Annotated in this window: 31 protein-coding genes; 13 read left to right on the top strand and 18 right to left on the bottom strand. The window is 74.2% G+C overall.

What is annotated here, in order from left to right; translation table 11 throughout:
* Nucleotides 1-5: 5 nt before the first annotated feature.
* Together wsfD and PSD17_RS30765 are read right to left on the bottom strand one after the other, a co-directional pair.
* On the bottom strand, nt 6-1,550 hold the full coding sequence (wsfD, locus tag PSD17_RS30760) for a glycan biosynthesis hexose transferase WsfD (protein WP_339125924.1): 1,545 nt from the start codon (nt 1,548-1,550) through the stop codon (nt 6-8).
* A gap of 82 nt (nt 1,551-1,632) precedes the next feature.
* Complete coding sequence (locus tag PSD17_RS30765) at nt 1,633-2,403, bottom strand: TrmH family RNA methyltransferase (RefSeq protein WP_013677216.1); 771 nt, start codon at nt 2,401-2,403, stop codon at nt 1,633-1,635.
* 36 nt (nt 2,404-2,439) lie between these two features.
* Between PSD17_RS30765 and PSD17_RS30770 the strand changes: the two genes are divergently transcribed.
* Nucleotides 2,440-3,849 carry a WS/DGAT/MGAT family O-acyltransferase gene (locus PSD17_RS30770; protein WP_339125925.1) on the top strand — a complete coding sequence of 470 codons (1,410 nt, stop codon included), beginning with the start codon at nt 2,440-2,442 and terminating at the stop codon, nt 3,847-3,849.
* A gap of 24 nt (nt 3,850-3,873) precedes the next feature.
* Entirely contained in the window at nt 3,874-4,380 is a 507-nt protein-coding gene (locus PSD17_RS30775) for a DUF6912 family protein (protein ID WP_013677214.1), read from the top strand.
* Between the two features lie 31 nt (nt 4,381-4,411).
* Here the strand turns inward: PSD17_RS30775 and PSD17_RS30780 are convergent, their stop codons facing one another.
* The gene (locus tag PSD17_RS30780; protein ID WP_013677213.1) at nt 4,412-5,230 is read right to left on the bottom strand and encodes a formate/nitrite transporter family protein; all 819 of its coding nucleotides are present in this window, start codon (nt 5,228-5,230) and stop codon (nt 4,412-4,414) included.
* A 113-nt stretch (nt 5,231-5,343) separates the two neighbouring features.
* Here PSD17_RS30780 and PSD17_RS30785 point away from each other — a divergent pair, with 113 nt between their 5' ends.
* Complete coding sequence (locus tag PSD17_RS30785) at nt 5,344-6,216, top strand: enoyl-CoA hydratase-related protein (protein WP_103380024.1); 873 nt, start codon at nt 5,344-5,346, stop codon at nt 6,214-6,216.
* 6 nt (nt 6,217-6,222) lie between these two features.
* Here the strand turns inward: PSD17_RS30785 and PSD17_RS30790 are convergent, their stop codons facing one another.
* Nucleotides 6,223-6,816: a DUF1707 SHOCT-like domain-containing protein gene (locus tag PSD17_RS30790; RefSeq protein ID WP_013677211.1), complete on the bottom strand. Its 594-nt coding sequence runs from the start codon at nt 6,814-6,816 to the stop codon at nt 6,223-6,225.
* Between the two features lie 93 nt (nt 6,817-6,909).
* On the opposite strand from PSD17_RS30790, the gene pruA reads away from it, so the two are divergent.
* Nucleotides 6,910-8,544: an L-glutamate gamma-semialdehyde dehydrogenase gene (gene pruA, locus PSD17_RS30795; RefSeq protein WP_103380072.1), complete on the top strand. Its 1,635-nt coding sequence runs from the start codon at nt 6,910-6,912 to the stop codon at nt 8,542-8,544.
* 25 nt (nt 8,545-8,569) lie between these two features.
* Here pruA and PSD17_RS30800 read toward each other — a convergent pair whose 3' ends face one another.
* Nucleotides 8,570-8,947, bottom strand: coding sequence for a DUF4267 domain-containing protein (locus tag PSD17_RS30800; protein ID WP_339125929.1), 378 nt, complete (start codon nt 8,945-8,947; stop codon nt 8,570-8,572).
* A gap of 96 nt (nt 8,948-9,043) precedes the next feature.
* Here PSD17_RS30800 and PSD17_RS30805 point away from each other — a divergent pair, with 96 nt between their 5' ends.
* Complete coding sequence (locus PSD17_RS30805) at nt 9,044-9,616, top strand: TetR/AcrR family transcriptional regulator (RefSeq protein WP_339125931.1); 573 nt, start codon at nt 9,044-9,046, stop codon at nt 9,614-9,616.
* A gap of 4 nt (nt 9,617-9,620) precedes the next feature.
* On the opposite strand, the gene PSD17_RS30810 is transcribed toward PSD17_RS30805, so the two are convergent.
* Genes PSD17_RS30810 through aroA form a run of 4 tightly spaced genes read right to left on the bottom strand, consistent with a single transcriptional unit; the run spans nt 9,621 to nt 14,157 of the window.
* Nucleotides 9,621-11,051, bottom strand: a complete 1,431-nt coding sequence (locus PSD17_RS30810) for a serine/threonine-protein kinase (protein WP_339125933.1) — start codon at nt 11,049-11,051, stop codon at nt 9,621-9,623.
* Nucleotides 11,048-11,857: a hypothetical protein gene (locus PSD17_RS30815; RefSeq protein WP_339125934.1), complete on the bottom strand. Its 810-nt coding sequence runs from the start codon at nt 11,855-11,857 to the stop codon at nt 11,048-11,050. Before PSD17_RS30815 ends, PSD17_RS30810 begins: the two co-directional genes overlap by 4 nt.
* 25 nt (nt 11,858-11,882) lie before the next feature.
* On the bottom strand, nt 11,883-12,884 hold the full coding sequence (rsgA, locus tag PSD17_RS30820) for a ribosome small subunit-dependent GTPase A (protein ID WP_339125935.1): 1,002 nt from the start codon (nt 12,882-12,884) through the stop codon (nt 11,883-11,885).
* Nucleotides 12,885-12,891: 7 nt separating this feature from the next.
* Nucleotides 12,892-14,157 (bottom strand): 3-phosphoshikimate 1-carboxyvinyltransferase, encoded by a 1,266-nt coding sequence (aroA, locus tag PSD17_RS30825; RefSeq protein WP_173400068.1) that lies wholly within the window; start codon nt 14,155-14,157, stop codon nt 12,892-12,894.
* 41 nt (nt 14,158-14,198) lie between these two features.
* Between aroA and PSD17_RS30830 the strand changes: the two genes are divergently transcribed.
* Genes PSD17_RS30830 through PSD17_RS30840 form a run of 3 tightly spaced genes read left to right on the top strand, consistent with a single transcriptional unit; the run spans nt 14,199 to nt 16,000 of the window.
* Entirely contained in the window at nt 14,199-15,011 is an 813-nt protein-coding gene (locus PSD17_RS30830) for an SOS response-associated peptidase (RefSeq protein WP_013677203.1), read from the top strand.
* Complete coding sequence (locus tag PSD17_RS30835; protein ID WP_339125938.1) at nt 15,008-15,643, top strand: alpha/beta hydrolase family protein; 636 nt, start codon at nt 15,008-15,010, stop codon at nt 15,641-15,643. Before PSD17_RS30830 ends, PSD17_RS30835 begins: the two co-directional genes overlap by 4 nt.
* 42 nt (nt 15,644-15,685) lie before the next feature.
* Nucleotides 15,686-16,000: a YbjQ family protein gene (locus PSD17_RS30840; protein ID WP_013677201.1), complete on the top strand. Its 315-nt coding sequence runs from the start codon at nt 15,686-15,688 to the stop codon at nt 15,998-16,000.
* Between the two features lie 38 nt (nt 16,001-16,038).
* On the opposite strand, the gene ybaK is transcribed toward PSD17_RS30840, so the two are convergent.
* Nucleotides 16,039-16,515 carry a Cys-tRNA(Pro) deacylase gene (gene ybaK, locus PSD17_RS30845; protein WP_339125940.1) on the bottom strand — a complete coding sequence of 159 codons (477 nt, stop codon included), beginning with the start codon at nt 16,513-16,515 and terminating at the stop codon, nt 16,039-16,041.
* Nucleotides 16,516-16,707: 192 nt separating this feature from the next.
* On the opposite strand from ybaK, the gene PSD17_RS30850 reads away from it, so the two are divergent.
* Both PSD17_RS30850 and rsrA read left to right on the top strand, forming a co-directional pair.
* Complete coding sequence (locus PSD17_RS30850; protein WP_041762412.1) at nt 16,708-17,388, top strand: sigma-70 family RNA polymerase sigma factor; 681 nt, start codon at nt 16,708-16,710, stop codon at nt 17,386-17,388.
* Entirely contained in the window at nt 17,385-17,729 is a 345-nt protein-coding gene (rsrA, locus tag PSD17_RS30855; protein ID WP_013677198.1) for a mycothiol system anti-sigma-R factor, read from the top strand. Before PSD17_RS30850 ends, rsrA begins: the two co-directional genes overlap by 4 nt.
* A 76-nt stretch (nt 17,730-17,805) precedes the next feature.
* On the opposite strand, the gene PSD17_RS35495 is transcribed toward rsrA, so the two are convergent.
* Nucleotides 17,806-17,880, bottom strand: a complete 75-nt coding sequence (locus PSD17_RS35495) for a 50S ribosomal protein bL37 (RefSeq protein ID WP_103380071.1) — start codon at nt 17,878-17,880, stop codon at nt 17,806-17,808.
* 105 nt (nt 17,881-17,985) lie between these two features.
* On the opposite strand from PSD17_RS35495, the gene PSD17_RS30860 reads away from it, so the two are divergent.
* Nucleotides 17,986-19,485, top strand: a complete 1,500-nt coding sequence (locus PSD17_RS30860) for a sensor histidine kinase (protein ID WP_013677197.1) — start codon at nt 17,986-17,988, stop codon at nt 19,483-19,485.
* Nucleotides 19,486-19,721: 236 nt separating this feature from the next.
* On the opposite strand, the gene PSD17_RS30865 is transcribed toward PSD17_RS30860, so the two are convergent.
* Nucleotides 19,722-19,973: a WhiB family transcriptional regulator gene (locus PSD17_RS30865; RefSeq protein WP_013677196.1), complete on the bottom strand. Its 252-nt coding sequence runs from the start codon at nt 19,971-19,973 to the stop codon at nt 19,722-19,724.
* Between the two features lie 416 nt (nt 19,974-20,389).
* The gene (locus tag PSD17_RS30870; protein ID WP_013677195.1) at nt 20,390-21,319 is read right to left on the bottom strand and encodes a diacylglycerol/lipid kinase family protein; all 930 of its coding nucleotides are present in this window, start codon (nt 21,317-21,319) and stop codon (nt 20,390-20,392) included.
* A 33-nt stretch (nt 21,320-21,352) separates the two neighbouring features.
* On the opposite strand from PSD17_RS30870, the gene PSD17_RS30875 reads away from it, so the two are divergent.
* Nucleotides 21,353-21,793 (top strand): hypothetical protein, encoded by a 441-nt coding sequence (locus tag PSD17_RS30875; RefSeq protein WP_013677194.1) that lies wholly within the window; start codon nt 21,353-21,355, stop codon nt 21,791-21,793.
* Here the strand turns inward: PSD17_RS30875 and PSD17_RS30880 are convergent.
* Nucleotides 21,738-22,286 (bottom strand): GNAT family N-acetyltransferase, encoded by a 549-nt coding sequence (locus tag PSD17_RS30880; protein ID WP_013677193.1) that lies wholly within the window; start codon nt 22,284-22,286, stop codon nt 21,738-21,740. The two genes, PSD17_RS30875 and PSD17_RS30880, sit on opposite strands and share 56 nt — an antisense overlap.
* Nucleotides 22,287-22,407: 121 nt before the next feature.
* On the opposite strand from PSD17_RS30880, the gene PSD17_RS30885 reads away from it, so the two are divergent.
* Nucleotides 22,408-22,938 carry a L,D-transpeptidase gene (locus tag PSD17_RS30885; RefSeq protein ID WP_339125942.1) on the top strand — a complete coding sequence of 177 codons (531 nt, stop codon included), beginning with the start codon at nt 22,408-22,410 and terminating at the stop codon, nt 22,936-22,938.
* Nucleotides 22,939-22,953: 15 nt separating this feature from the next.
* On the opposite strand, the gene PSD17_RS30890 is transcribed toward PSD17_RS30885, so the two are convergent.
* The 4 genes from PSD17_RS30890 to PSD17_RS30905 all read right to left on the bottom strand — a co-directional run bounded on the left by PSD17_RS30890 (nt 22,954) and on the right by PSD17_RS30905 (nt 25,664).
* A complete protein-coding gene (locus tag PSD17_RS30890) occupies nt 22,954-23,562 on the bottom strand; it encodes an acid phosphatase (RefSeq protein ID WP_013677191.1) in 609 nt (202 codons plus the stop codon).
* 27 nt (nt 23,563-23,589) lie between these two features.
* Nucleotides 23,590-24,264: an SAM-dependent methyltransferase gene (locus PSD17_RS30895; protein ID WP_103380069.1), complete on the bottom strand. Its 675-nt coding sequence runs from the start codon at nt 24,262-24,264 to the stop codon at nt 23,590-23,592.
* A gap of 59 nt (nt 24,265-24,323) precedes the next feature.
* Nucleotides 24,324-24,815 (bottom strand): pyridoxamine 5'-phosphate oxidase family protein, encoded by a 492-nt coding sequence (locus PSD17_RS30900; RefSeq protein WP_339125943.1) that lies wholly within the window; start codon nt 24,813-24,815, stop codon nt 24,324-24,326.
* A gap of 90 nt (nt 24,816-24,905) precedes the next feature.
* On the bottom strand, nt 24,906-25,664 hold the full coding sequence (locus PSD17_RS30905) for an RluA family pseudouridine synthase (RefSeq protein WP_013677188.1): 759 nt from the start codon (nt 25,662-25,664) through the stop codon (nt 24,906-24,908).
* Nucleotides 25,665-26,418: the final 754 nt, after the last annotated feature.

Genomic DNA, 26,418 nt, shown 5'->3' on the forward strand with positions numbered 1-26,418 from the left:
TCACCCTAAGCAGCCGCAGGCCCCGGCTGAACCCCGTGTGAGCGGACCAGGTCGAGCGTCACCGCGACGGCCGTCGCCACGAGGAGTGCCGCCGTGGTGTCGACGAGGTAGGCCGCGAGCCAGACGTGCTTCGCGATCTCGAAATACCCGTCGCCGAGCACCGCGGTCACGGCCAGCACGAGCGACGTGGCCGCGCTCAGCCCGCCGACCCGCCCGACGGTCGTCGCCGCCGGGAACCGTCTGCGCAGCGGGCCGACCAGCCCGGCGACGCCCGCGAGGACGCCCGCGAGCAGCACCGCCGACGGCCACCACGGCACGGCCATGTCGTCGAGCCAGGCGCGCATCGTCGCGGTGTCCGCGCCGACGGGGCCGGTGGTGCCGCCGAGGGCGGGCGCAGGCGTCGCGGGGGTCCAGGGCGCCGAGGGCAGGTAGTCGATCGCCCGCCCCTGCGTCGCCTGGACGGCCACCCCGACCGACCGCAGCAGTGCCCCGGGACTCGACGCCAGCTCGGTCCAGGCGGCGTCGCGGACCCCGTCGGGGTCGGCGGCGATGGCGGCGGTGCCGGGCAGGCTCTCGTCGGCGCGGGGGAAGTAGGCCTGGCCGGAACGCTGCGCGGCGTCGGCGGGGAGCCCGAGCGGGCCGAGTGCGGTGTGCCCGACCTCGGGCAGCACCGTGGTGAAGACGACGTCGACGGTGTTGACGGTCGCGTAGTGCCGCGCCTGCCAGTCCGCGGTGTCGACGATCGGGCCGACGGCGACGGCGACGAGCGCGACGGCCATGACGGTGCCCGGCACCCGCCCGCGCCGCCCGCGCGGCCCGACCGGGGTCACCAGGCAGACCAGCACCGCGGCCGCGAGGACGGGTACGTAGCCGGTCTTGGCGGTCGCCGCCAGCACGCCGCCGACCGCGACGAGGACGAGCCCGACGGTTCGCTCGGCGCGGTCGTCGCGCCGCGTGACGGCCACCGTCACCACCCCGACGAGCAGGACGAACACGCCGACGAGACCGGCGGGCTCGCTGAACGTCGAGATCAGGAACCGCCCGAACGCCGGCTCGGCCGCCGGCAGCAGGGGCGCGGCCAGCAGGGTGGCCCGCCATGGCCCGCGCGCCGACGCCGCCCATCCGGCGACGGCCGCCGCGACGACGGCGACGCCGAGGTAGGTCCAGCCGAGCGTGGTCAACGACCAGGTGCCCGGACCCGCCGGGGTGACGGCGCGCAGCACGTCGAGGGCCGACGACGGCAGCGGGTCGTCGCAGGCGGGAGCGCCGGTGGTGAAGTCGAGGACGACACCGCCCTTCCAGCTCGACGAACCGTCCGGCGTCCTGGGGACCAGCCCTGCGCCGCACCACAGGCGGGCGCCGTCGCCGTTGTCGCCCGCGCCGACCGGGCTCCCGAGCAGCAGGCCCGTCGACAGACCGAGGGCCAGCAGTGCCAGCAGGCCGGCCACCGCGGCAGGGACGACGCGCCCGGCCGGCAGCCGTCGCCGGCCGGCGGCCCCGGGAGCGGGGACCGCGGCGGCGGGCTCGGCGTCGCGCGTCACGGGCTCCATCGGCTCCATTGAACCCGGCCCGGCGCTGCCGGCCGGACTCCGTCACCCACGGGGTGTGTCACGGTGCGCGCCGTGCCGCCGATCAGCGCCGCCTGCGGAGCAGCTCGTACGCGGCGACGGCCCCGGCGCTCGCGACGTTGAGCGACTCCACGCCGCCGAACATGGGGATGGCCAACGTCCCGTCGAGCTCCTCGCGCACGTCGGCGGACAGGCCCTCGGACTCGTTGCCCAGCACCAGTGCCACCCGCTCGGGCAGCTCGGCCTCGAGCAGCGAGTCCCCGCCCGCGGCGAGCCCGTGCACGGCGAACCCGGCCGCCCTGAGCACGGCGCACCCCTGGGCCGCGGTCGCGGAGCGCAGCACCGGTGCCGAGAACGCCACGCCGGCCGACGCCTTGATCACCAGCGGGTCGATGGCCGGGACGCCGCGGCGCGGCAGCAGCACCCCGTCGAGCCCGGCGGCGGTGGCGCTGCGCAGGATCATGCCGACGTTGGCGGGGTTGGTGACTGCGTCGAGCACCAGCACCGAGGCGCCGCGGCGGGTGCCCAGGTCGGACACGAACTCCTCGACGGGCGCCATCCGCGGCGCGACGACGTCGGCGAGCACGCCCTGGTCGTGCCGGCCGTTGCCCGCCAACACCTTCACCCGGTGCGCCGACGCCGTCTCGACGCGCACGCCGCGGGCGCGGGCGGCGTCGCGGATCGCCCGGACGGGTTCGCCCCGGCTGCCCTCGGCGAGCAGGACCTTGTCGACGACCAGCGACTCGTCGGCCAGCGCCTCCAGTACCGGCTTGCGCCCGTACACCGTGATGAACGTGTCCTTGGGCGAACGGGTCGATGAACGCGGCTCAGGCACGCCGCCAGGGTCCCACGCGACCGTAGGATCATCGGCATGCCGCCCCGGCTCTCCGCGCTCGACGCGTCCTTCCTCTACCTGGAGGAGGCGACGACGCCCATGCACGTCGGCGGCGTCGCGATCTTCGAGCGCCCGCCCGCCGGCTTCGACTACGACGGGCTGGTCGACCTGGTCGAGCAGCGCATCGCGCTGGTGCCGCGGTACCGGCAGAAGGTGCGCCACGTCCCCGGGAACATCGCCCGGCCCGTGTGGGTCGACGACCAGGACTTCGACATCGCCTACCACGTGCGCCGCAGCGCGTTGCCCCGGCCGGGCAGCGACGAGGCGCTCGCCGAGCTGGTCGCGCGGCTGATGTCGCGCCCGCTCGACCACACGCGGCCGCTCTGGGAGATGTACCTCGTCGAGGGGCTGGCCGACAACCGGGCGGCGGTCGTCACCAAGACCCACCAGGCGATGGTCGACGGGATCAGCGCCATCGACATCGCGCAGGTGATCCTCGACGTCTCGCCCGAGCCGCGGGTCCTGCCCGAGGACCTGTGGATGCCCCACCCCGAGCCGGGCAGCGCCACCCTGATGCTGGAGGCGTTGGGGGACATGGTGTCGCGGCCGAGCGAGCTGGTCGACAACGTGCGCACCGCCGCGGGCGACGCGCTGGCGACGGCCGGCAAGGTCGCGGGGGTGGCGACGAAGCTGTTCACGGTGGCGCGCACCGCGTCGCGGCGCGCTCCGGGGACCCCGCTCAACGTCGACATCTCGACGCAGCGCCGGTTCGCGGTGGCGCGGACCGAGCTGCAGGCCTACCGGCGGATCCGGGCGGCGCACGGCTGCACGGTCAACGACGCGGTGCTGAGCGTGATCTCCGGTGCGCTGCGGAACTGGCTGCTCTCCCGCGGGGAGCCGGTCACGGCGTCGGCCACGGTGCGCGCCATGGTCCCGTTGTCGGTGCGCGGCGAGGCCGACGTGCCCAGCTCGGCGACGGCGGGCTCGCTGGGCAACCGCGTGTCGTCGTTCCTGGTCGACCTGCCGGTGGGGGAGGCGAGCCCGCTGGTGCGGCTGCGGCATGTGTCGCACGCGATGGCCGAGCACACCGCGGGCGGCCAGTCCGTCGGCGCGGACACCCTGGTACGGATCGGCGGGTTCGCCCCGCCGACGTTGCACGCGCTGGGCGCCCGCGCGGCGAGCGGGTTCTCGAAGCGGATCTTCAACCTCGTCGTGACGAACGTCCCGGGCCCGCAGTTCCCCCTCTACGCCGCGGGTGCGCGCATGCTGGAGATGTTCCCGGTCGTTCCGCTGGCCAAGGGGCAGGCCCTCGCGATCGGCCTGACCAGCTACGACGGGGGCGTGTACTACGGCTTCAACGGCGACCGGGACGCGATGCACGACGTCGACGTCCTCGCCGGCCTCGTCGACGAGGCGCTCGATGAGCTGCTGGCCACGGCCGGCTGACGAACAGGTGCGGGAGAGGCGAACGTGCGGATCTACCTGCCAGGGACGTGGCCGATGCTGGCGCGGCTGGTCAAGACGGGGAACTTCGAGCCCATCGGCGGCACCGCGTTCGCGCTGACACCGCGGCTGCGCGAGTCCTACGTGTCCGGCGACGACGAGGAGCTGGAGTACGCCGCGATGCTGGAGGCGGCGCGCGCGTCGCTGCGGCTGCTCGGCGTCGAGCTCGGACTCGGTGAGGAGGGGACGCCCGCGCGACGGGTCGTCGTGGCCGCCGACGTCGACGACGTGACCCTGCGTCCCGACCTCGACGACGGTGCCGTGCGCATCTCGGGGCCGGTGCCGGCGTCGGCGATCGCCGCGGTCCACGTCGACAACGAGGAGGCCGAGTACGCGGTCCGCCAGGCCGCGGGCGCCGTCGACGCGGCCGACCTCGGTGATCTCGACGCGGAGTTCCTCGTCGGCGAGGCCGAGGACCACGAGCTGGCCTGGTACGCCCCGTCGGAGATCGCATTCGTCGTGGAGCTGGGCTGAGTCCGGCCGGCCGGGGGTCGGGGCCGCCCCGTCACGACTCCGCGGTGACCTCGGGGACGTTCTGGCGGCGCTCCTGCGCGACCTTGTGCGGTACCTGCAGCAGCCGCAGCATCGTCACCAGCAGCAGGCCGCCGACCATGTTGCCGAGGGCGGCGAACGACGCGAGGCCGAGCCAGTCGGCGTAGCCGAACGGCGCGCCGGCGTGCAGCGCGGCGAAGCACAACAGCGAGGCGACCACGGCGTGGTCGACGGAGCCCGCGCCGAGCAGGAAGCCCATCCCGACGGCCGGGACCAGCCGCACGCCGTCGGAGTCCGTCGAGTGCTGCATGTGCGTCATGAGCGTGATGAGGAACCCGCCGACGAGCGCCAGCGCGAAGGCGTGCCAGCCGATCCCGAGCCGGACGTAGCCCTGCGCCGACTCGATCGCGGTCTCGCGCAGCGACGGGAACGCCGCGACGACGACGAAGGTGATGACCCAGCCGCCCGCCAGGTTCGTCAGCAGGGTGACGCCCCACAGCCGGGCCAGCGCGAGCGGCGTGCTCGCGCGGGCGACGACCGCGGCGACCGGCACGAGGAAGTCCTCGGTGAACAGCTCGCTGCGGGCGAGGGTGAGCGCGACGAAACCGAGCGAGAACGCCAACCCGCCGAGCAGCTTGTCGCCGGTCGCGTGCTCGACCAGCAGCAGCGCGAGCACGCCGACGCCGATGTCGAGGCCGCCGAGCGTGCCCGTCGACAGCAGGCCGGACCAGGAGCGGCCGAGCCGCTGCGTGCCCTCGTCGACGAGGCGGTCGAACGTGCGCTCCGTGTCGGCCTGTGCGACGTCCGGTTCGCCGGGATCCTGGGCGCTCATCGCCGGAGGGTAGGTGCCCGGCGGCCGTCCCGCCGCGCGAGCGGGCCCGTGATCGCGGACGGCGACGTCGTCGGCTAGAACGGAGGCGCAGCCGCTCGCCGAGGAGGAACCGCGTGGAGTTCACCGAGATCGCGTACGAGGTCGTCGACGGCATCGCGACGCTGACGCTCGACCGCCCCGCCAAGCTCAACGCCTTCACCTCGACGATGGCCGACGAGATCGTCGAGGCGTTCGACGCGGCCGACGCCGACGGCGACGTCCGGGTCGTCATCGTGACCGGGCGCGGCCGGGGGTTCTGCGCGGGCGCCGATCTCTCCCGCGGCGCGTCGACGTTCGACGCGTCCGACGGTGCGCGGGCCGCCGACCAGCGTCACGGCGAGGTCGACGGCGTTCCCCGCGACCGGGGCGGTGTGGTGTCGTTGCGGGTCGCGGCCTCGCGCAAGCCGGTCATCGGCGCGATCAACGGGCCCGCGGTCGGCATCGGCGCGACGATGACCCTGCCGATGGACGTGCGGATCGCGGCGGAGTCCGCCCGGTTCGGGTTCGTCTTCGCCCGCCGGGGGCTGGTGCCGGAGGCCGCGTCGAGCTGGTTCCTGCCGCGGGTGGTCGGCATCTCGCAGGCGATGGAGTGGGTCGCGACCGGCCGGGTGTTCGACGCCGCGGAGGCGCTCGCGGGACGGCTCGTGTCCCGGGTCGTTCCCGACGACGCCCTGCTCGGTACCGCGCACGCGCTGGCCCGCGAGATCGCGGACAACACGTCGGCGGTGTCGGTGTCGGTGTCGCGGCAGCTGCTGTGGTCGATGCTCGGCGCGCCGGGACCGTGGGAGGCGCACCGGCTGGACTCGCGCGCGATCGACCTCCTCGGCCGGGGCCCCGACGCGGCGGAGGGCGTGGCGTCGTTCCTGGAGAAGCGCCCGGCCGTCTATCCCGGACGCGTCCCGGGCGACTACCCCGACGTCGTCCCTCCCTGGCCACCGATCCCGTGAGCGACCTCAGGGGCGGTCCCCGTCGCCGCGGTCGAGCCGGCGGCGGTCGTCGCGCAGCAGCCGGCGCTGCTCCCGGTCCCGATCCCGGTCGTCGCCCCGCTCGCGGCCGTAGACGAGCCCGCCGACGGCGGGGATCAGCAGGAAGAAGATCCAGGCCTGCGCGAAGACGCCGTTGAGCGCCAGGAACAGCGCGAGCGCGACGATCGGCGTGATCGCCACGATCCGCGGCCCCCAGCTCGACAGCGGCGAGCGCTCGGCGGGCGGCTGCGCGCCCGTCGGCGCGGGCACCGAGGCCGCCGGGGCGACCGGCGTCACGGCGGTGCCGGGCAGCGTCGGGTGCGGCTCGGGGAGGTCGACGAACAGCGCCTGCAGCTCGCTCGCGACGGTCGCCACCGCGGCCGCCGCCGAGCGGTCGGCGTACTCCTCGACGCCGAGCCGTCCCGCCTCCAGATGGGCGTCGAGCGCCTTGGCCGCCGACTCGCGCTCCGCGGTGCCGATCCGCAGCGGCGGCGGCCCCGGCGAGGATGCGGGCGCCGTCCGGTCGGGAACCGGTTCGGGTCGCTCGGGTGGTCCGGCGCCTTCCTTGCCCCCCGTTGTCATGCCCGGAAGCTTGCCACCCGCAACCGGGCGACGCGTAGCCCGGCAGGGCATGACACGGCCGCGTGACGGGTCCACGCTGGAGGAATGTCCGCGCTGACCGGTGTCACCGACGTCCCCGTACCGCGCAACGAGCCCGTACTCGGGCACGCCCCGGGCAGCCCCGAGCGGGCCGCGTTGCGGTCCCGGATCGCCGAGCTCGACGGCACCCCCCACGAGCTCACCGGCACCGTCGGCGGGGTACGCCGGATGGGCGGCGGGGAGCGGATCGACGTCGTCTCCCCGCACCGTCGGCACCGGGTACTCGGGGTGTCGGCACAGGCGACGGCCGCCGACGTCGAGGCCGCCGTCGCCGCCGCCCGCGACGCGGCCCCCGGGTGGCAGGCGCTGCCGTTCGACGAGCGCGCGGCGGTGTTCCTGCGGGCCGCCGACCTGCTCGCCGGGCCGTGGCGGGCGACGTTGAACGCCGCGACGGTCATGGGCCAGTCCAAGTCGGTCCAGCAGGCCGAGATCGACTCCGCCTGCGAGCTGATCGACTTCTGGCGCTGGAACGTGCACTACGCCCGCCGGATCCTGGCCGAGCAGCCGGTGTCGAGCCCTGGCGTCTGGAACCGGTTCGACCACCGGCCGCTGGAGGGCTTCGTCCTCGCGATCACGCCGTTCAACTTCACCGCGATCGCCGGAAACCTGCCGACGGCCCCCGCGCTGATGGGCAACACCGTCGTGTGGAAGCCGAGCCCGACCCAGACCCTCGCGGCCTGGTACACGATGCGGCTGCTGGAGGAGGCGGGGCTGCCGCCCGGGGTGGTCAACATGGTCACCGGCGATGGCGCCGCGGTCTCGGAGGTGGCGCTCGCGTCGCCGGAGCTGGCCGGCGTGCACTTCACCGGGTCGACGGCGACGTTCCGGCGCCTGTGGCGCTCGGTCGCCGACAACCTGCCGCGCTACCGGTCCTACCCGCGGCTGGTCGGGGAGACCGGCGGCAAGGACTTCGTCGTCGCGCACCCGTCGGCCGACCCGGCCGCCCTGGTGACGGCGTTGGTCAGGGGCGCGTTCGAGTACCAGGGCCAGAAGTGCTCTGCGGCCTCGCGGGCGTTCGTCCCGGCGTCGCTGTGGAAGTCGGGGCTGCGGGAGGCGCTGGCCGACACGACGCGCACGGTCGGCTTCGGCGACGTCGAGGACCTGTCGACGTTCGGCGGCGCCGTCATCGACGGCCGCGCCTTCGCCCGGCTCTCCGGTGTGCTCGCCCGCGTGCGCGGCGACCTGGAGGTGCTGGCGGGCGGTGGCTGCGACGACGCCGAGGGCTGGTTCGTCGAGCCGACGGTGCTGGTCGGCGACGACCCGGGCCACGACGTCTTCACCACGGAGCTGTTCGGGCCGGTGCTCGCCGTCCACGTCTGGGACGACGCGGCGCCCGGCAGCTGGGACCAGGTGCTGCGGACCGTCGACTCCGCGACCCCCTACGCGTTGACCGGTTCGGTGTTCGCGACCGACCGCACCGCGATCGACGCGGCCCACGGGGCGTTGCGCTTCGCGGCCGGGAACTTCTACGTCAACGACAAGCCGACGGGTGCGGTCGTCGGGCAGCAGCCGTTCGGCGGGGCGCGGGCGTCGGGCACCAACGACAAGGCCGGCTCGGTCTACAACCTGCAGCGGTGGACGAGTCCGCGCGCGGTGAAGGAGACCCTCGTCCCGCCGACCGACCACACGTACCCGCACCAAGCCCGGTGAGCGGCACGGGTGGTTCGGCCCGGGGTCACGACAGCAGCAGCAGGACGCTGATCACGACCATCACCGCGGCCGTGCCCCAGTGGACGCCGAAGGCGACGGCTTTCGCGCCCTTGCTGCGCAGCACGATCAGCCCGTCGCCCACGGGGATGGCGGCGGCGGCGAGCATGAACCAGCCCAGCACGTGCGGCGTCGCGGTGAGCATCAGCACGACGACGAAGAGCCCGCACGCCATGTCGCGCACGCCCTTGACGGTCAGCCAGGCCTGGACGGTGCGGTCCTCGGTCGGCGTGTGCGGGATGCCGAAGCCGGCGGCGGCGCGTGGGGCCCAGAAGACCCGCGCGCCGATGACGATGATGCCGGCGGCGACGAGCCCGGCGAGCACGTTCGCGACGGTGACGAGCATGAGAGGTCCTTCCGGAGACGGAATCTAGCGTTGCTAGAAACTAGGTCAACGCTAACCTGCCGTCGGCAGAATGTCTAGCACTGCTAGGATGGGTGCATGTCCGCCGTCACCGGGCGCCGCGAACGCGAACGCGCCCAGCGCCACCAGCTGATCGTCACGGCCGCGCGGGAGCTCGCCGAGACGGAGGGCTGGGACGCGGTGACCACCCGGCGGCTGGCCGAGCGCGTCGAGTACAGCCAGCCGGTCCTCTACAGCCACTTCGCGGGCAAGGACGCCATCGTCAGCGCGGTCGCGCTGGACGGGTTCGGTGAGCTCGCGGAGCAACTGGGTCGCGCACGGGCGGCCGTGGCCGCGCCGGGGCCGGTGGCGCTGCGGGCGGTCTGCCGCGCCTACCTGCGCTTCGCCGCCGAACGCCCCGCGCTCTACCAGGCGATGTTCGTGATGCCCACCGATCTCGCGTTCGCGACGGACGAGACGCCGGCCCCCATGCGGGCGTGCTTCGACGAGTTCGTCGGCTGCTTCCCCGCGGGCGACGAGCATCGCGAGCCGCTCGCCGAGGTCGTCTGGAGCGCCGTGCACGGGATGGCCGTCCTCGCCGACAGCGGCCGGATCCCCCCGGACGGTCAGGAGGGCAGGCTGGACCTGCTGATCGGCCGGTTCACGGGCTGACCCCTCAGAACCACTGGTAGCCGCTCTTGGACATCGAGAAGCCGTGCCCGCTGGCCCCCACCCGGCACTCGACGCCCGTCGTCCGGCTGGTGCACGTGACGTCGCCGACCCGCAGGGACCTGCCGTAGTCGAGGACGGGCCCGGTGCCGAAGACAGTGTCGCCGTGGCAGGTGAACGTCGGGCGGTCCCCGCCGCTGACCGTCAGCGAGTCGCCCCAGACGCCCTGGCAGTCGGCAGGCCGCGCCGGGATCGTCGACGGGTCCCAGGACTGCTCGGAGATGTCGCAGCGCACCGAGTTGGGCGAGACGTAGCAGGCGATGTTGTTCGACGGTGTGCTGAACCCCGTGGCCGACGGCGAGACCGTGAGGTCGGCGGGGGCCGTCGAGGTCTGGGTCGAGGCCTGGGTCGAGGTCTGAGGTGCGCCCGACGTGGGCGGGGCGATGCCGGTGGCCGTCGCGGCCGGCGGGGGCGGCGGGTTCTGCGGCGTCGAGCCGGGGCGCAGCGCCAGCACGATCCCACCCACCACCGCGATGACCGCCGCGACGGCCCCGATCGCGAGCACGGGCGAGAACGGCTTGCGCGCCACCGGTTTCGGCGGTGCCGGCTCCAGCCGGCCCGGCAGCCACCCCGCCGTCGGACGGTCACGGTCGCCGCCGAGCGCGTCGCGGATCTGCGCCGGTGTGGGTCGCTGCGCGGGGTCGCGGTGCAGGCAGGCGGCGACCGTCGGCACCAGCGCGGGCGGCACCCCGGACAGGTCCGGGTCGATGTTGGCCGCCCGGTAGAGCAGCGCCGCGGCGTCGCCCTCACCGAACGGTGCCCGGCCCGTCGCGGCGTGCAGCAGGACCCCGCCCAGCGCGAACACGTCGGCGGCAGGGCCCGCGCGGCCGTGCGCCAGGACCTCCGGCGCGATGAACCCCGGGGTGCCGATGACCGCGCCCGTGCGGGTGAGCGTCGTCGCGTCGGTGGCGCGGGCGATGCCGAAGTCGATGACCTTCGGGCCGTCGTGTGCAAGCAGGACGTTGCCGGGTTTGAGATCGCGGTGCACGACGCCGGCCGTGTGGATCGCGGCCAGCGCGTCGGCGAGCCCGATGCCCAGCCGGCGCACCGACTCCGCGGGCATGGGGCCGTGCTCGGAGACCGCCTCGCGCAACGACGGCGCCGGGACGTACTCCGTGGCCATCCACGGCGCGGGCGCGTCGGGATCGGCCCCGAGCAGCGCCGCGGTGTAGACGCCGTGCACCCGCGTCGCGGCCGCGACCTCCTGGCGGAAGCGGGCGCGGAACTCCGGGTCGTCGGCCAGCGCGGAGCGCACCACCTTGACCGCCGCCTGCCGCCCGTCGCGGGACCGGCCGAGGTACACCTTGCCCATGCCGCCCTCGCCGAGGACGCGGTGGATCGTGAACGGGCCGACCGACCGTGGGTCCGTCGTCGTCATCGCACCTCGGCGGGCGGGGGCGGGCTGATCGTGACGGACGTGCCCCACGACCGGTAGTCGGCCGTGGTGGCGAGCGTGCCCATGTCGGCGAGCCCCTGACGCTGCTGGGTGCGGACCGGACGGGTGTCGGCGTCGACCCACAACGTCGAGGTGATGCGGGTGAGCCCGTCGCGGATCTGCTGGTCGAGCTGCGCCTTGAGCTCGGGGTCGGGCTCGATCGTCGAGGCCCTGGTCAGGTCGACGACCAGGGTGTACCGGACGGTGGGCACGCCGTCGACGACCTCGTCGGCGGCGTCGGAGACCAGGGTGGCGTCGGCGTAGCGGGACAGGTTGGCGGTGGGGTCGGTGGCGTCGCCGAGCGCGTCGGCGATCGCGACGCGCATCCGGTCGGCCTGCGTCGTCGCCGACCCGGCCCGCAGCCACGGCGTCCCGCCGTCGGCCGTGCGCAGCCACACCTCGCCGTCGCGCAGCACGAAGCCGGTCTGCTGCGGCGCGGCTCCCGGCCAGGTCATCGTCTGGTCCAGGGCGAGCGCGGGCGTCGGACCCACGAGGCTCAGCCCGCCCTGCGCGGTGAAGGTGACCGGTACCGAGCCGGTGACGTCGCCGACGACCGACAGCTGGGCGGTCGGGTCGGCCGTGCGGCGCTGGGTGAGGACGTCGAGCAGCTGGGTGGCGTCGTAGAACTTGGGGAGGCCCGGTGGCGCGGCGTCGGACGGCTGCCCCGGCCCACACGCGGTGACCAAGCCGGCGAGCACGGTGAGCAGCAGGACGGGCCACGCGGGCCCGCGCGCCACCCTCACCGCCATGGCGCCAGACGCTAGCGAACACCGGTCAGCGCAGGGCGACCAGGACCCGGCGCAGCGCCGCGAGCCGTGCCGGGCGCAGCGCACCGCTCGCCACCAGGGCGTCCAGCGCACACTCCGGGTCCGCGGGCGGTCCGAGGTGCCCACAGCCGCGCGGGCAGTCCTCGACGGCGGCGGCCATGTCGTCGAACGCGGCGATGACCTCGCCGGGCGTCACGTGGGCGAGCCCGAACGACCGCACCCCCGGCGTGTCGACGACCCAGCCCCGCCCGTCGGGCAGCGGCAGGGCGAGCGCCGCCGTCGTCGTGTGCCGGCCCTTGCCGACGCCCGACACCGCTCCGACCGCGCGCTCGGCATCCGGAACCAGCGCGTTGACCAGCGTCGACTTGCCGACGCCCGAATGGCCCACGAGCGCCGAGAGCTGGCCGTCGAGCAGCGCGGCCAGCTCGTCGGGCGGCCGGTCGCGCCGGGTCACGACGACCGGGAACTCCAGCTCTGCGTAGTGCGCGGAGAACGGCCCGGGATCGGCCAGATCGGATTTGGTGAGGCACAGAACGGGCGACAGCCCGCCGGCGTAGGCGGCGACGAGGCAGCGGTCGACGAACCCGGTCCGTGGCTCGGGGTCGGCCAGCGCGGTGACGATCACCAGCTGCGCGGCGTTCGCGACCACGATCCGCTCGTAGGGGTCGGTGTCGTCGGCGGTGCGCCGCAGGACGGTGGCACGCTCCTCGACTCGGACGATGCGGGCCAGCGTGTCGACGTCGCCGGACACGTCACCCGACAGCCCGACGCGGTCGCCGACGACGATCGGCGTGCGGCCCAGCTCGCGGGCCCGCATCGCCGTCACGGGCCGCCGGGTCGCGTCGCCGTCCGGGGCGCAGGTCCAGCGGCCGCGGTCGACGCCGATGACCATCGCCTCGGTCGCGTCGGCGTGGTCGGGGCGGCGCTTGCTTCGGGGGCGTGACCCGCGCCTCCCCGGGCGCACCCGGACGTCGGACTCGTCGTACTCGCGGGGCCGGGCCGGAGTCATCGCCTCGTCATCCGACCAGCGCCGCCCAGCTGCCCGGGAAGTCGGGGAAGGTCTTGCCGGTCGCGCCGATGTCGTCGACCTCGATCCCCGGGACGACGAGCCCGACGAGCGCGCCCGCGGTCGCCATCCGGTGGTCGGCGTAGGCCCCCCACGGCCGTCCCGCGGGTGCGGTCAGCGCGGCGGGCCGGATCTCCAGGCCGTCGGGGGTCTCCTCGACGTCGCCCCCGAGCGCGGCGATCTCCGCGGCCAGCGCGGCGATGCGGTCGGTCTCGTGGCCGCGCAGGTGCGCGACGCCGCGCAGCCGCGAGGGGGTGGCGGCCAGCGCCGCGACGGCAGCGACCGTCGGGGTGAGCTCGCCGACGTCGTGCAGGTCGACGTCGACGCCGCGCAGGACGGGCGGGCCGGTGACGGTCATCCCGTCGCCCTCGGGCTCGACGATGCAGCCGAACGCGGCCAGCACGGGGAGGATCCCCACGCCGGGCTGGGTGGAGCGGTGCGGCCACCCCGCGACGGTGACCCGGCCCCCGGTGACCGCGGCCGCCGCGAGGAACACCGACGCGTTCGACAGGTCGGGCTCCACCGTCCAGTCGCGGGCCGCGATCGGGCCCGGGGAGACCCGCCAGGTGTTCGCCTCGGAGTCGTCGACGTCGACCCCCGCCTCGCGCAGCATCGCGACCGTCATGTCGATGTGCGGCAGCGACGGCACGGGCCTGCCGTCGTGGTGGACGGTGACCCCCTTGTCGAACCGGGCCGCCGAGAGCAGCAGCCCCGACACGAACTGCGACGACGCCGACGCGTCGATCGTCACCACCCCGCCGGGCAGTGACCCGGAGCCCCGCAACGTGAACGGCAGCGCGTCGCCGTCGATCTCGGCGCCGAGGGCACGCAACGCGTCGAGCACCGTCCCCATCGGACGTTCCCGGGCCCGCGGGTCGCCGTCGAAGCGGACCTCGCCGTCGGCCAGCGCCGCCGCGGGCGGGACGAACCGCATCACGGTCCCCGCGAGCCCGCAGTCGACGTCGCCACCCGTGAGCCCCGCGTGTCGCTCGACGACCACGCGCTCGCCCTCGACCGAGACGGGCACCCCCATGGCGCGCAACGCATCCACCATCAACGCGGTGTCGCGCGTCGCCGGCGCACCCGACACCGACGCCGGGCCGCCGGACAGCGCGGCGAGCAGGATCGCGCGATTGGTCACGGACTTCGAACCGGGCACCGTGACGCGCCCGCGGACGGGACGGGTGGCGTGCGGGGCGGACCAGGGGCTGCTCACGCGCCCCATGGTTTCACGCGCGCCGTGGAACGATGGGCACCATGTGCGGCCGCTACTCCTCCACCAAGGCTCCCGCCGACCTCGCCGACGAGTTCAGGGCCGTCGACGCGACCGAGGACGACGTCGCGCCCGACTTCAACGTGGCCCCGACCAAGCAGGTCACCACCGTCGTCGAGCGGCACCCGCGCGACGACGACGGCGAGCCGGTCCGCGACGAGACGCAGCGGACCCTGCGCCGGGTGCGCTGGGGGCTCGTCCCGTCGTGGTCCAAGGACGCGTCGGGCGGGGCGCGCATGATCAACGCCCGGTCGGAGACCGCCGCGGACAAGCCCGCGTTCCGCAGGGCCCTGTCGTCGCGCCGCTGCCTGCTGCCCGCCGACGGCTGGTACGAGTGGCAGCGCCGCGACACCGACACCGGGAAGACGAAGCAGCCCTACTTCACCAGCTACCGCGACGGCTCCTCGATCGCGATGGCCGGCATCTGGGAGTACTGGAAGCCCAAGGACGCCGCGCTGCTCGAGGAGTACCCGGACGGTCTGGTCACCGTGGCCGTGCTGACGACGGAGGCCGTCGGCCCGCTCGCCGACATCCACGATCGGATGCCGCTCGTCCTCGCCCCCGACGCCTGGGACGCCTGGCTGAACCCGGACACCGACGCGAAGGACGAGTCCGTCGCCCGGCTGCTCGCCCCGCCGTCGGCCGCGCTCGTCGACCGCATGGAGCTGCGGCCCGTCTCGAACCGGGTGAACAACGTGCGCAACAACGGCCCCGAGCTGCTCGAGGCGCTGCGTCCGGACGAGGTCGACGAGGCCCTGCAGCTCGACCTGCTCAACTCCGGCCGGAACCCGGAATGACCGCACTCGCGGAGGCGACCGAGATCCGCGAGGTCGCGACGCCGCACGGGCCCGCCCGCGTCCACCTGCATCCCGCGCCGGGCGACGTCCGCGGAGTGCTGCTGGTCGGGCACGGCGCGGGCGGTGGCGTCGGGGCGCCCGACATCGTCGCGGCGGCCGGCGTCGCCAACGCGGCGGGCCTGCACGTCGGGCTCGTCGAGCAGCCCTACCGGGTCGCGGGCCGGCGCGCACCCGCCCCCGCGGCGCAGCTCGACACGGCCTGGACCGCCGTCTGCGCGGCCGTCAGCGGCTTCGAGGCCGGCTGGGACGCGGCACCGTTGCTCGTCGGCGGTCGCAGCTCGGGGGCGCGCGTCGCCTGCCGGACGGCCGCCGCCACCGGTGCCGCCGGGGTCCTCTGCCTGGCGTTCCCGCTGCACCCGCCGGGCAGGCCGGAGAAGACACGGGCCGGGGAGATCGACGCGGTCACCGTCCCGGTGCTCGTCGTCCAGGGCGAGCGCGACCCGTTCGGCCGGCCGGGGCCGGCGCCGGGCCGCGAGGTCGTCGTCATCAGGGGCGACCACTCGCTGAAGTCCGACGTGAGCGGCCTGCGGACCGCCGTCGGGACCTGGCTCGACGCGCGGCTGCGCCGCTAGGGTCGCTGCACTGCGACGAGGCGGCCGGGGCGAGGGGGAGCCATGCTGATCACGACGATGAACGACGTCCCGGGGCGGACGGTCCAGCAGGTGCACGGCGAGGTGTTCGGCCTGACGGTCCGGTCGCGCCACGTCGGCTCGCAGCTCGGTGCGGCGCTCAAGTCGCTGGCCGGGGGCGAGCTCAAGGGCATGACGAAGAACCTCGAGGAGAGCCGGCAGGAGGCCATCGCGCGGCTCACCGCCGCGGCCGAGGCGCTGGGCGCCAACGCCGTCGTCGCGATGCGGTTCGACACCACCGAGATGGGCGACACCTGGACCGAGGTCTGCGCCTACGGGACGGCCTGCACCGTCGGCTGAGGCCGGTCGGCTCGGGACGCGCCCGGGCGGCGGTCGGCTCAGGACGCCGCGATCGGGGCGACGGTCGCGCCGGCGGCGCGGGCGAGGTCGGCAGGAGCCAGCTCGATCTCCAGCCCGCGCCTGCCGCCGCTGCAGAAGACCGTCTCGAACCGGTCGGCCGACGCGTCGAGCACGGTGCGCAACCGCTTGCGCTGGCCCAGCGGGGAGATGCCGCCCGCGACATAGCCGGTCGCGCGCTCGGCGTCGGCGACCTCGGCCATCTTCGCCCGCTTGCCACCGACGGCTACCGCGAGTGCCTTCAGGTCCAGGCTCCCGGCCACCGGGACGATGCCGACGGTGAGGACGCCGTCGACCTCGGCGACCAGCGTCTTGAACACCCGCGCCGGCTCGACGCCCATCGCCTCCGCGGCCTCGGTGCCGTACGCCTGCCCGTCGCTGTGGACGTAGGTGTGCACGGTGTGTGCGATCCGCTGCCTGCCCAGCAGCGCCGTCGCTGGTGTTCCCTTTCCGGCCACGCGCGGAAGCGTAAGCGGCGTCGCAGTGGGAATCCGAAGGACCCGGGCCGCGTTCGCACAGGCGTGACGCACGCAGTGATGGATCCTCCGGCCCGGGGGAGGGGCGTACCCTTCCCGGCAGACCTGGTCGCGGCAGACGTGACCGGGCCCGACGTGTTGACGGGGGTGCTGAGCCCCCTCGAGAGGAGCGCGGTGCCCGCCACCCCGGCGTCATCGGAACCGTCTGCGGCGACGGAGCCGGTCACGGACGACGCGAGCACCTCGGCAGAGCGTGCCCCGGTCGACGAGACCACCGAGGAGCGCGCGGCGCGCTTCGAACGCGACGCGATGCCGCTGCTCGACCAGCTCTACGGCGCGGCGCTGCGGATGACGCGCAACCCGGCCGACGCCGAGGACCTGGTGCAGGAGACGTTCCTGAAGGCCTACTCGGCCTTCCACACGTTCCGCCAGGGCACGAACCTCAAGGCGTGGCTCTACCGGATCCTCACCAACACCTACATCAACGGCTACCGCAAGCGGCAGCGCCAGCCGCAGCAGTCGCCCACCGAGGAGATCACCGACTGGCAGCTCGCGCAGGCGGGCGAGCACAGCTCGACGGGTCTGCGGTCGGCCGAGGTCGAGGCCATGGACAATCTGCCCGACGACGACGTCAAGGCGGCCCTGCAGGCACTCCCGGAGGACTTCCGGATGGCCGTCTACCTCGCCGACGTCGAGGGCTTCGCGTACAAGGAGATCGCGGAGATCATGGGGACTCCGATCGGCACGGTGATGTCGCGGCTGCACCGCGGCCGCCGGCAGCTGCGTGACATGTTGACCGACACCGCGCGCGAGCGTGGTTTCGTCCGCGGCGAGCAGCAGGAGGCGAGCCGATGAACTGCGGTGGTTCCCACGAGACCGACTGCTCGGAGGTACTCGCGGAGGTCTGGCTGTTCCTCGACCACGAGTGCGACGCGCAGCGGCGGGCGCTGCTGGCCCAGCACCTGGACGAGTGCGCGCCCTGCCTCGCGGAGTACGGCATCGACGAGAAGCTGAAGGCGCTGCTGGCCAGCAAGTGCGGCGGCGAGCACGCGCCCGACGGGCTGCGCGAGCGGCTGCGCACGCAGATCCGGCACGCGGTGCTCGAGCAGGCCCAGGTGACCGTCGAGAAGGGTCCGTCGGGCACGACGGTCGAGGTCCGCGCGACCCGGTTCGAGCGGGTCGAACGCCGGGGCTGATCGCCGCACCCCGCACACGACGCGAGAGCCGGTCCCCCGCAGTGGGGGACCGGCTCTCCGCGTTCGGGCCGGCGCGTCAGGTGTTGGGACGCTTGCCGTGGTTGGCGCCGCTCTTCTTGCGGTCGCGCTTCTTGCGAGCACGCTTCGACATGGATCCTCCTCACACCATCTCGTCGTGAACTGGGCCCAGTCTTTCACGTGGTTGGATGGGCCTTGCCCGGGTGGGGGCTGGTCGGACGAGACGGGACGGTGACGGGTGTCGACGCTGAGTGAGCTACTCGCGGCGCACACGCAGCTGCCCGGTGAGGCGGTCGATCACCTGCAGCGCGTCGTCGCCGAGTGGCAGCTGCTCGCCGACATGTCGTTCGCCGACTTCCTGCTCTGGATCCCGCTGCCCGACGGCGACCACGCGCTGGCCGGCGGCGCGACCGAGTTCCTGTGCGTCGCGCAGGCCCGCCCCGACACCGCGCCCACGGCGCATCCCGAGGACATGGTCGGCGCCCGGGTGACCGCGGCCGACAACCCGCAGCTGCGCCGCGCGGTCGTCGAGGGCCGGATCTGCCGCGAGGAGGATCCGCGCTGGCACCTCGAGGTGCCCGTCCGTCGGGAGACGATCCCCGTGCGGCACAACGGACGCGTCCTCGCCGTGCTCTCCCGCGACACGAACCTGGCGATGCCGCGGGTGCCCAGCCCGCTGGAGATCGCCTATCTGGGCAGCGCGTCGGACCTCTGCCAGATGATCGCCGACGGCACGTTCCCGCCCGCGGCGAGCGTCGCGGGGGCCGACACCAGCCCGCGCGCGGGCGACGGGCTCATCCGCCTCGACTCGCGCGGCCTCGTCGCCTACGCCAGTCCCAACGCGCTGTCGGCCTACCACCGCATGGGTCACGCCAGCGACCTCATCGGGCTGCCGCTCGCCGACGCCACCCGCAAGCTCGTCCGGGACCCGTTCGACGCGGCGGAGGTGGCGGCGCGGATCGAGTCCGCGCTGTCGGGCCGTTCGTCGTTGCGGCTGGAGATCCGGGCCCGGGGTGCGGTCATGCTGGTCCGCGCACTGCCGCTGCGCCCCCGTGGCGACGCGGCCGGCGCGCTGGTGCTGGTGCGCGACGTGACCGACCTGCGCCGGCGGGACCTCGCGCTGCTCAGCAAGGACGCGACGATCAGGGAGATCCACCACCGCGTCAAGAACAACCTGCAGACGGTCGCGGCCCTGCTGCGCCTGCAGGCGCGCCGGACGTCGATCCCCGAGGCCAAGCTCGCGCTGGCCGAGAGCGTGCGGCGGGTCAGCTCGATCGCGCTCGTGCACGAGGCGCTGGCCTACTCGGTGGCCGAGCAGGTCGACCTCGACCAGCTGATCGACACCGTGCTGCCGATGATCGGCGACGGCGCGACGGCCGACGTGCGGGCCAAGGTCCGCCGTGAGGGCAGTTTCGGGACCCACCCCGCCGCGATGGCCACGCCGCTGGTGCTCGTCGTGACCGAGCTGGTGCACAACGCGCTGCGGCACGCGTTCGCGTCGGACCAGGCCGGTGAGGTGGTCGTGTCGGCCCGGCGGTCAGCCGGCCGGCTCGTCGTCGCCATCGCCGACGACGGGCGCGGCCTGCCCGACGGTTTCGACCCCGACGGTGCCAACGGTCTCGGCCTGCAGATCGTGCGCACGCTGCTGCACTCGGAGCTGGACTCGTCGTTGCAGCTCAGGCCGCGTGCGGGCGGCGGTACGGAGGCCGTCATCGAGCTCCCGTTGGTGGGGAGATAGCCTGACGGTGTGATCCCAGGTACCGGTGCCGTGGTCGCGCTGGTTCCGTTGCCCGGGATCGCCCCGCACCTGGAGCGCTCCCGTGAGGTGAGCGCCCGGTGAACGAACCGCGGGCCCGAAGCCGGTGGCGTCCGGCGTTCGGGCCCGCGGTCAGGGAGCGCGATGCTCGATCTACTTCTCGTTCGTGCTTCTCGGTGCCTCGAAGACTCGCTCCGAGGACGCCGGGCCTGGGACTGTCAGGCCGTACGAGCGCGGGTGCGAGCGTTGCGGCGCTTGAGCGCACGACGCTCGTCCTCGCTCATGCCGCCCCACACGCCCGCGTCCTGCCCGCTCTCGAGGGCCCACTCGAGGCACTCGGTGACGGCGGGGCAGCGACGGCAGACGGTCTTGGCCTCGGCGATCTGCAGCAGCGCGGGCCCGCTGGTCCCCACAGGGAAGAACAGCTCCGGGTCCTCGTCGCGGCATACAGCGCGGTGACGCCAATCCATGGTTCTTCTGCTCCTCGTAATGCGCGATCGGGGTCGCGCCGATCGTCTGTCACGGTGTTTCCGCGCTTGTGAAGGATTTCACGAGCGCGGCGGGTCTTCAAGGGCTCAGGTCCGCCCAGGTGAGCATCCTCACCCACTCATCCCAACGATGACCACCGGTTTCGGTTACCGGCTGCCGTTCCGTCACGAAGAGCGACAAACCCTTGCCCGGTTCGCTGCTTCCGGGTACCCCGTCCGCAACGATCCATGTCCGCGGGGGGTTCCCGCGTTGGTGCCGTGGTGCTCATCTAGATTGAAGGACTGTTTCCCCTGGTGCGAGACCCGTGCGGCTCGACGGTCCACGCCGAGCGGTGAATGGCCCCGCATGGTCACTCTGTCGCGTGACGGCGCCGTTCGGCTACGACGAGCAGCGCTTCTCACACGACGACGCGCAACGCCCGGGGTACCGCCCGGAATTCCATCTCGGTGCGGGCGCCGATGTGATCCCCGTCGATCTGCAGCGCCAACGGCCGGTCCGACCGCACGCGCACCCAGGCCACGGCGTCCTGACGGGCGACGTGCCGGCCCCGCGGGTCGCCGTCGGGGCGCAGCGCCTGGCGCAGCACGCCCGCGATCGTCGGCACGCCGAGGTCCTTGAGCGCGAACAGGGCGAGCCCGTCGGTGAACGACGCGCCCGGGTTGAGCCGCACGGCGCGGCCGTCGAGGTAGGTCCACGGGTCGGTGTTGCTGACGAACGCCAGGCGCACGCCCTCCAGCGGTGCCGCGTCGGGTATCTCGACCGTCATGGCCGGCGGGCGCCTGCGCTGGCGCACGTACTCCCGCAGGGCCGTGCGCGCGTAGCGCATCGGCGTGGCCTCCAGGCCCTGCGCGCGGGCGCGCTCGACGGCCGCCACGACCTCCGCGTCGAGCCCGAGGCCGGCGTTGAAGGTGAACCAGCGGTCGGCGGCCCGCCCGAGCCCGACGAGCCGGCTGCGCTGTTCCTCCAGCGCCTGCAGGATGTGGCCGGTGGCCTCGACCGCGTCGCGCGGCATCCCGAGGGAGCGGGCGAAGACGTTGGCCGACCCGCCCGGCACGACGGCCAGCGCCGGCACCGAGTCGGGATCGCGCGTGGGCCCGCGGCCCAGCAGCCCGTTGACGACCTCGTTGACCGTGCCGTCACCGCCCAGCGCCACGACCAGATCCACCCCGTCCTCCACGGCCTGGGCGGTGGCCTCGGCGGCGTGGCCGCGGTAGTCGGTGAGCAGGACGTCGAGCTTGAGCTCGCTCGCGAGCGCGTGGAACAGCACGTCACGTCCGGCCGGAGTGGTCGACGTGGCCTGCGGGTTCACCACGAGCAGCGCGCGCACCGCCCCGAGGATAGTCGGGCCTATCCTGCTCCGGTGACGTCCGAGCCCGACCCCACCCGCGCGCCCGACGAGCGCCCGCGGCCACGGACCCCGCCGCAGATCCGGGTGGCGGGCGTGGTCGTGGCGCTGCAGGGCCTGGTCGGGATCGTGTTCGGGATCGTGCTGCTCGTGCGCGGGCTCGGCATCGGCGACGGCATCCGCTACGTCCTGGGTGAGACGGGTTACTTCGTCCTGATCGGGGCGGCGCTCGTCGTCGTCGGGATCGGGCTGCTGCGGGGGAAGCGCTGGTCGCGCTCCCCGGCGATCGTGGCCGAGCTGCTGCTGATCCCCGTCGTCTACTCGCTGCTGGGCCCGTCCAGGCAGATCGTGTGGGGGATCATCGTCGGGGTCGTGGTCATCGCGACGTTCCTGCTGCTGATCAGCGAGCGGTCCCGGCTGTGGGCGCTGGACCTGCACGACCGCTCGACCCGCTGAGCGCGCTCAGCGCGGCCAGCGCGCTGCCGTCGAGCCGGAAGTTCGTCCACTCGTCGAGCCCGACGGCGCCCAGCGCCTCGTAGAACCCGATCGACGGGGTGTTCCAGTCGAGCACCGACCACTCCAGCCGGGCGAACCCGCGTGCGGTGCACTCGGCGGCCAGCGCGGCCAGCAGTGCGGTGCCCAGACCGGCGCCGCGGTGGGCGGGGCGGACGTAGAGGTCCTCGAGATGGATGCCGTGCACGCCCTCCCACGTCGAGAACGTGAGGAACCACAGCGCGCACCCGACGACCTCGCCGTCGACCTCGGCCACGTGCCCGAAGACCGCGGGCTCCGGGCAGAACAATGCGTCCGTCAGCAGGCCCGGGGTCAGGTGGCAGGACTCGGGTGCGCGCTCGTAGTCGGCCAGCTCGTGGACGAGCCCGACGACGGCGTCGACGTCGCCCGGCTCGATGCGGCGGACCCGGGGATCGGTGGTCGTCACCCCGGGCACGGTAGTCCGGCGGCAGGTGGGTGATCACCGCGGAGCAAGATGGGCGAAACCTGTGAGCCGTACGGCGCAACCCCGGAGGCTCGCGGCTCGTCTACAGGACGGGCGAAGCGAAAGGGGTCTCGTGTTGGGACGGCACTCGAAGGCGACCGGACGGCGGTCGCGCCGGATCACGGCGCTCACCGTCGGTGCGGGTGTCGGGCTCGGGACGCTGCTGCTCGGCCCGGCGGCGCAGGCCGCGACGGCGCCGGCCGGCCCCGGCGCGGGCACGAGCGCCGCTCCCGCGGGCAGCGACCCGGCGCTGGTCGCCGGCACGCCCTGCACGGTCACCGCAAAGGCCTGTGTCGACCTCGCGACGCGGCAGTCCTGGCTGATCGCCGACGGCAAGATCCTCGGCGGCCCGGTGCCGATCATGCCCGGCGCGCCCGACCAGCCGACGCCCGTCGGGACCTTCACGGTCCAGTGGAAGGACCCGCACCACGTCAACACGCAGGGCCAGCCGATGCCGTACTCGACGTTCTTCGCCGACGGCGGCGTCGCCTTCCACGAGGGCAGCCTGCAGCGCTACTCCGAGGGCTGCGTGCACCTCTCGCACGACGACGCCGTGCACTACTACGACGTCCTGCAGGTCGGCGACGAGGTCCAGGTCCACTGACGCGGGCGCGGACACTCAGCCCGCGACGGCAGGCGTCACGTTGACCGCCGCGAGCTGGGCGGCCTCGCGCTCGAAGCCGAGGACCGACCACGCGGCCGGATCCATCGCGATGTTCTGGCCGCCCGCGGCGGGCAGACCGATCCAGCGGGCCATCAGTACCCGGCTGAACTGGCCGTGGCCGACCAGGACGACGTCGCCCGCGTCCAGGTGGTCGCGCGCCTCGGCGAGTATCGAGTCGGCACGTGAGGTGACCTGCTCGGCCGTCTCGCCCCCGGGCGTCGGATGCGTCCACACCGTCCAGCCGGGGACGGTCTCGCGGATCGTCGGCGTCGTGACGCCCTCGTAGTCGCCGTAGTCCCACTCGGCGAGCCGCTCGTCGATCCGGTCGATCCGCAGCCCGGCCAGCTCGGCGGTGTCGCGGGCACGCACCCGCGGGCTCGCGATCACCAGCGCGGGAGGGTCGGTCGTCCCGCGCAGCCGGGGCAGCACGCTGCCCGCTGCCGCCGCCCGTTCCCGGCCGCGCGTGGTCAGCTCGATGTCGGTGCGCCCGGTGTGCCGGCCCGACTGCGACCATTCCGTCTCCCCGTGGCGCAGCAGGTAGACCCGGCCGGTGCTCGTCCCCACGCGCGGCAGCGTATGCGGTGCGGGTGCTCAGCCGCGACGTCGCGCGCGCAGGATCGTGTCGTGCAGCGTCCACTCGCGACCGTCGGCGTCGGTCCATCGGCGCGGTCGTGCCGCCGACGTGACGACCGTCCACTCGCGAGGGTCGAGGACCGCCGCGACGTCGTCGGCGGTGAAGAACAGCTCCCGCACGGGCGGACGGGGGACACCGTTGTCGAGGTCGAGCGGATGGTGCGCGACGACGAGCAACGTCCCGCCGGGTGCCGTCGCGGCCGCGAGCCGGCGGTGCAGGTCGTCGCGCATCCCGGGCGGCAGGTGCACGAAATGGGCACTGACGAGGTCGAACGTGCCGGGCACCGGCTCCCGGGTCGCGTCGAGGTGCAGCCACCTCGTGCGGCCGGTGAGGCCGGCCTCGCGGGCGTGAGCCTCGGCCCGCTCCAGCGCGACCCGGGAGATCTCGACGCCCGTCACCGTCCAGCCGCGTCCGGCCAGCCAGGCGACGTCGGCGCCCTCACCGCAGCCGACGTCGAGCGCGGTGCCGGGGGTGAGCCCGCTCGTCTCGTCGACGAGCTGGGGGTTGGGCCGTCCGCTCCAGACCGACGGCGCGGCCCGGTACCGGCCGTCCCAGAACGTCTCGTCGAAGACGACGTCGGCGAGGTCGGGGACCTCGCGGATGTCGCGGTGGTCGGCGTGCGTCTCGTTCACGACCCGACCGTCGCGCGAGCCGGGTGCGGACGGCAAGCGTCCGTGCCGGAACGGCAAACTCAGTGCTTGCGGACGACGCGCTCCGCCCCGCCGGCCCGCCACGTCGTGATGTCGAGATGACCCTCGCCGACCCACACCGATGCGGCCCCGACGACGTCGGCACGGAAGAAGTAGGGGAACGCCCTGCCCCGCAGGTCGAGGCCGGTACGGGCGTAGAGGTCGGCGGCATACCGTTGGTGCAGGTCCGGGTCGGCGACGTCCTCGACGGTGCCCCAGATCTTCGCGTCGCCGTCGGACACCTGCGTGTCGACCGTCGCGGTGTGCAGGGAGTACCGCGGATCCGCGAGCAGGTCGCGGAACTTGGCCGTCCCCGGCATCCCGCCGATCCACAGCTCGCCCTCGAAGAACTGCGGCTCCATCGGGCTGATCCGGGGGAAGCCGTCGGGCCGCAGCGTGGCGAGCATGCAGAGCGCGCCCGTGGCGGCGTGACGTCGGCCGAACACCTCGGCGATGCGCGGCGCCACGGCCGCCAACTCGGTCCAGGAGGCCATGCGGGCACGGTAGTGGCGTACGTCATAGCGGGAGGTCGATGCCGGTCCCGGTCGTGCCGGTCGGCGCGCCCCGCCGCCCGGCGAGGTGGGTCAGTGCACCTGCGCCCGCGCACGGTCCAGGACGTCCTCGGGGACCACGCCGCCGGCCAGCGGCGCCCAGAAGTCGTCGGCAGGGCGTGCCTCGACGGTGACCTCCTCGTCGCTCGGGGCCCGGAACCCGACGCGGAACGAATGCAGGTACGTCCGCGCCTCGGGCGGATCGGTCTTCCGCAGGAACAGCGGATCGCCGACGATCGCGTGCCCCACCCAGGCCAGGTGCACGCGGATCTGGTGCTTGCGGCCCGTCACCGGGTCGGCCCGGACGACGACCGTGTCGCCGTCGTCGTGGATCGCACTGCACTCCGTGCGCGACGGGAAGTGCTTGCGCGCGTGCTCGTCCTCGGGCCGGACGTGCCAGCGGGAGTCGTCGAGCCGGATGTGCTCGCGGTCGGCCGCCACCCGGATCCGGCCGCTGCCGGCGGTCATCAGGGGCAGGTCGATCGTCGCGCGCGTGGGGAAGCCGCCGGGGCGGCAGATCGCCAGGTACGACTTCGCGACGGTCCGTTGCTGGAACTGCCGCGTCAGCGCGCCGTGGGCCTCCTTCGACTTCGCCAGCAGCACCGCGCCGGAGGTCACCTTGTCGATCCGGTTGACCCAGCGCAGGTCCTCCCCGGCGTCGGCCGCGATCGTCACGAGATCGGTGTCGTGCCGCTCGCCCATGACCGAAAGCCCGGGCGGCTTGTCGACGACCAGGCACGACTCGTCCTCCCACAGGACGATCGCGCTCCGCAGCTCGGACCACGACGGCACCGGAGGACGGTAGCCGACGCCGGGACCCCGCCGGGACGCGCGTGAGCGTCGCCGGTTCCCGCGCCCCGGGGTCGATGCGGCCGGGCGAGTATGCGTCGGCGTGATGGCTCGTGGCTCGCTCGTCTCCCCGGTCGCGGCCGACGAGCTGCTCCCGGAGGCTGCCCGCCGCCGATATCCCGGGCGACCGTGCCCGACCGGGGCGCCGGAGCGGCCCGGCGCCGCCGGGGCCGTGATCGCGATTCTCGGGACATGGGCGCCGTGTGGCGCGTTCATGTCCCGTTGTCCGCGATCACGCGGCGAGGGCAGGGTCGATGGCGGCCTGGGCGGCTCGTGATCACGGTCTGCGTGACACGGGCGCTCTGGGGCGCGGCCATGTCCCGCAGTCGGTGATCACCGCGGAGCGACACGGGATGGGCGGGCGACGACCGAGGGCGCGGGCCTCGAGGGTCTGGCGCGCTGCGGCGGACGGACTGGACGTCATGATCGCGATTCGGGGGACATGGCCGCGCCGTGCGGCGTTCATGTCCCGAAATCGATGATCACTGGGCAGAACGCCCGGCGCCGAGGGGACGCGGGGACCGGGGGCGAGAGGCAGGCCCGAGGCCCGTGATCGCGGTTCCGGGGACGCGGCGTCGTGAGAGGCAGTCATGGCCGATCGTCGATGATCACCACGTCGGCGAGCCGCGGCGCGGAGCGAAGACCTCAAGCCGTGATCGCCATGTGAGGGACATGGGCCTCGTGAGACGCGCTCTTG

Source organism: Pseudonocardia sp. D17 (assembly GCF_036984265.1).
GTDB classification, from domain to species: domain Bacteria; phylum Actinomycetota; class Actinomycetes; order Mycobacteriales; family Pseudonocardiaceae; genus Pseudonocardia; species Pseudonocardia benzenivorans.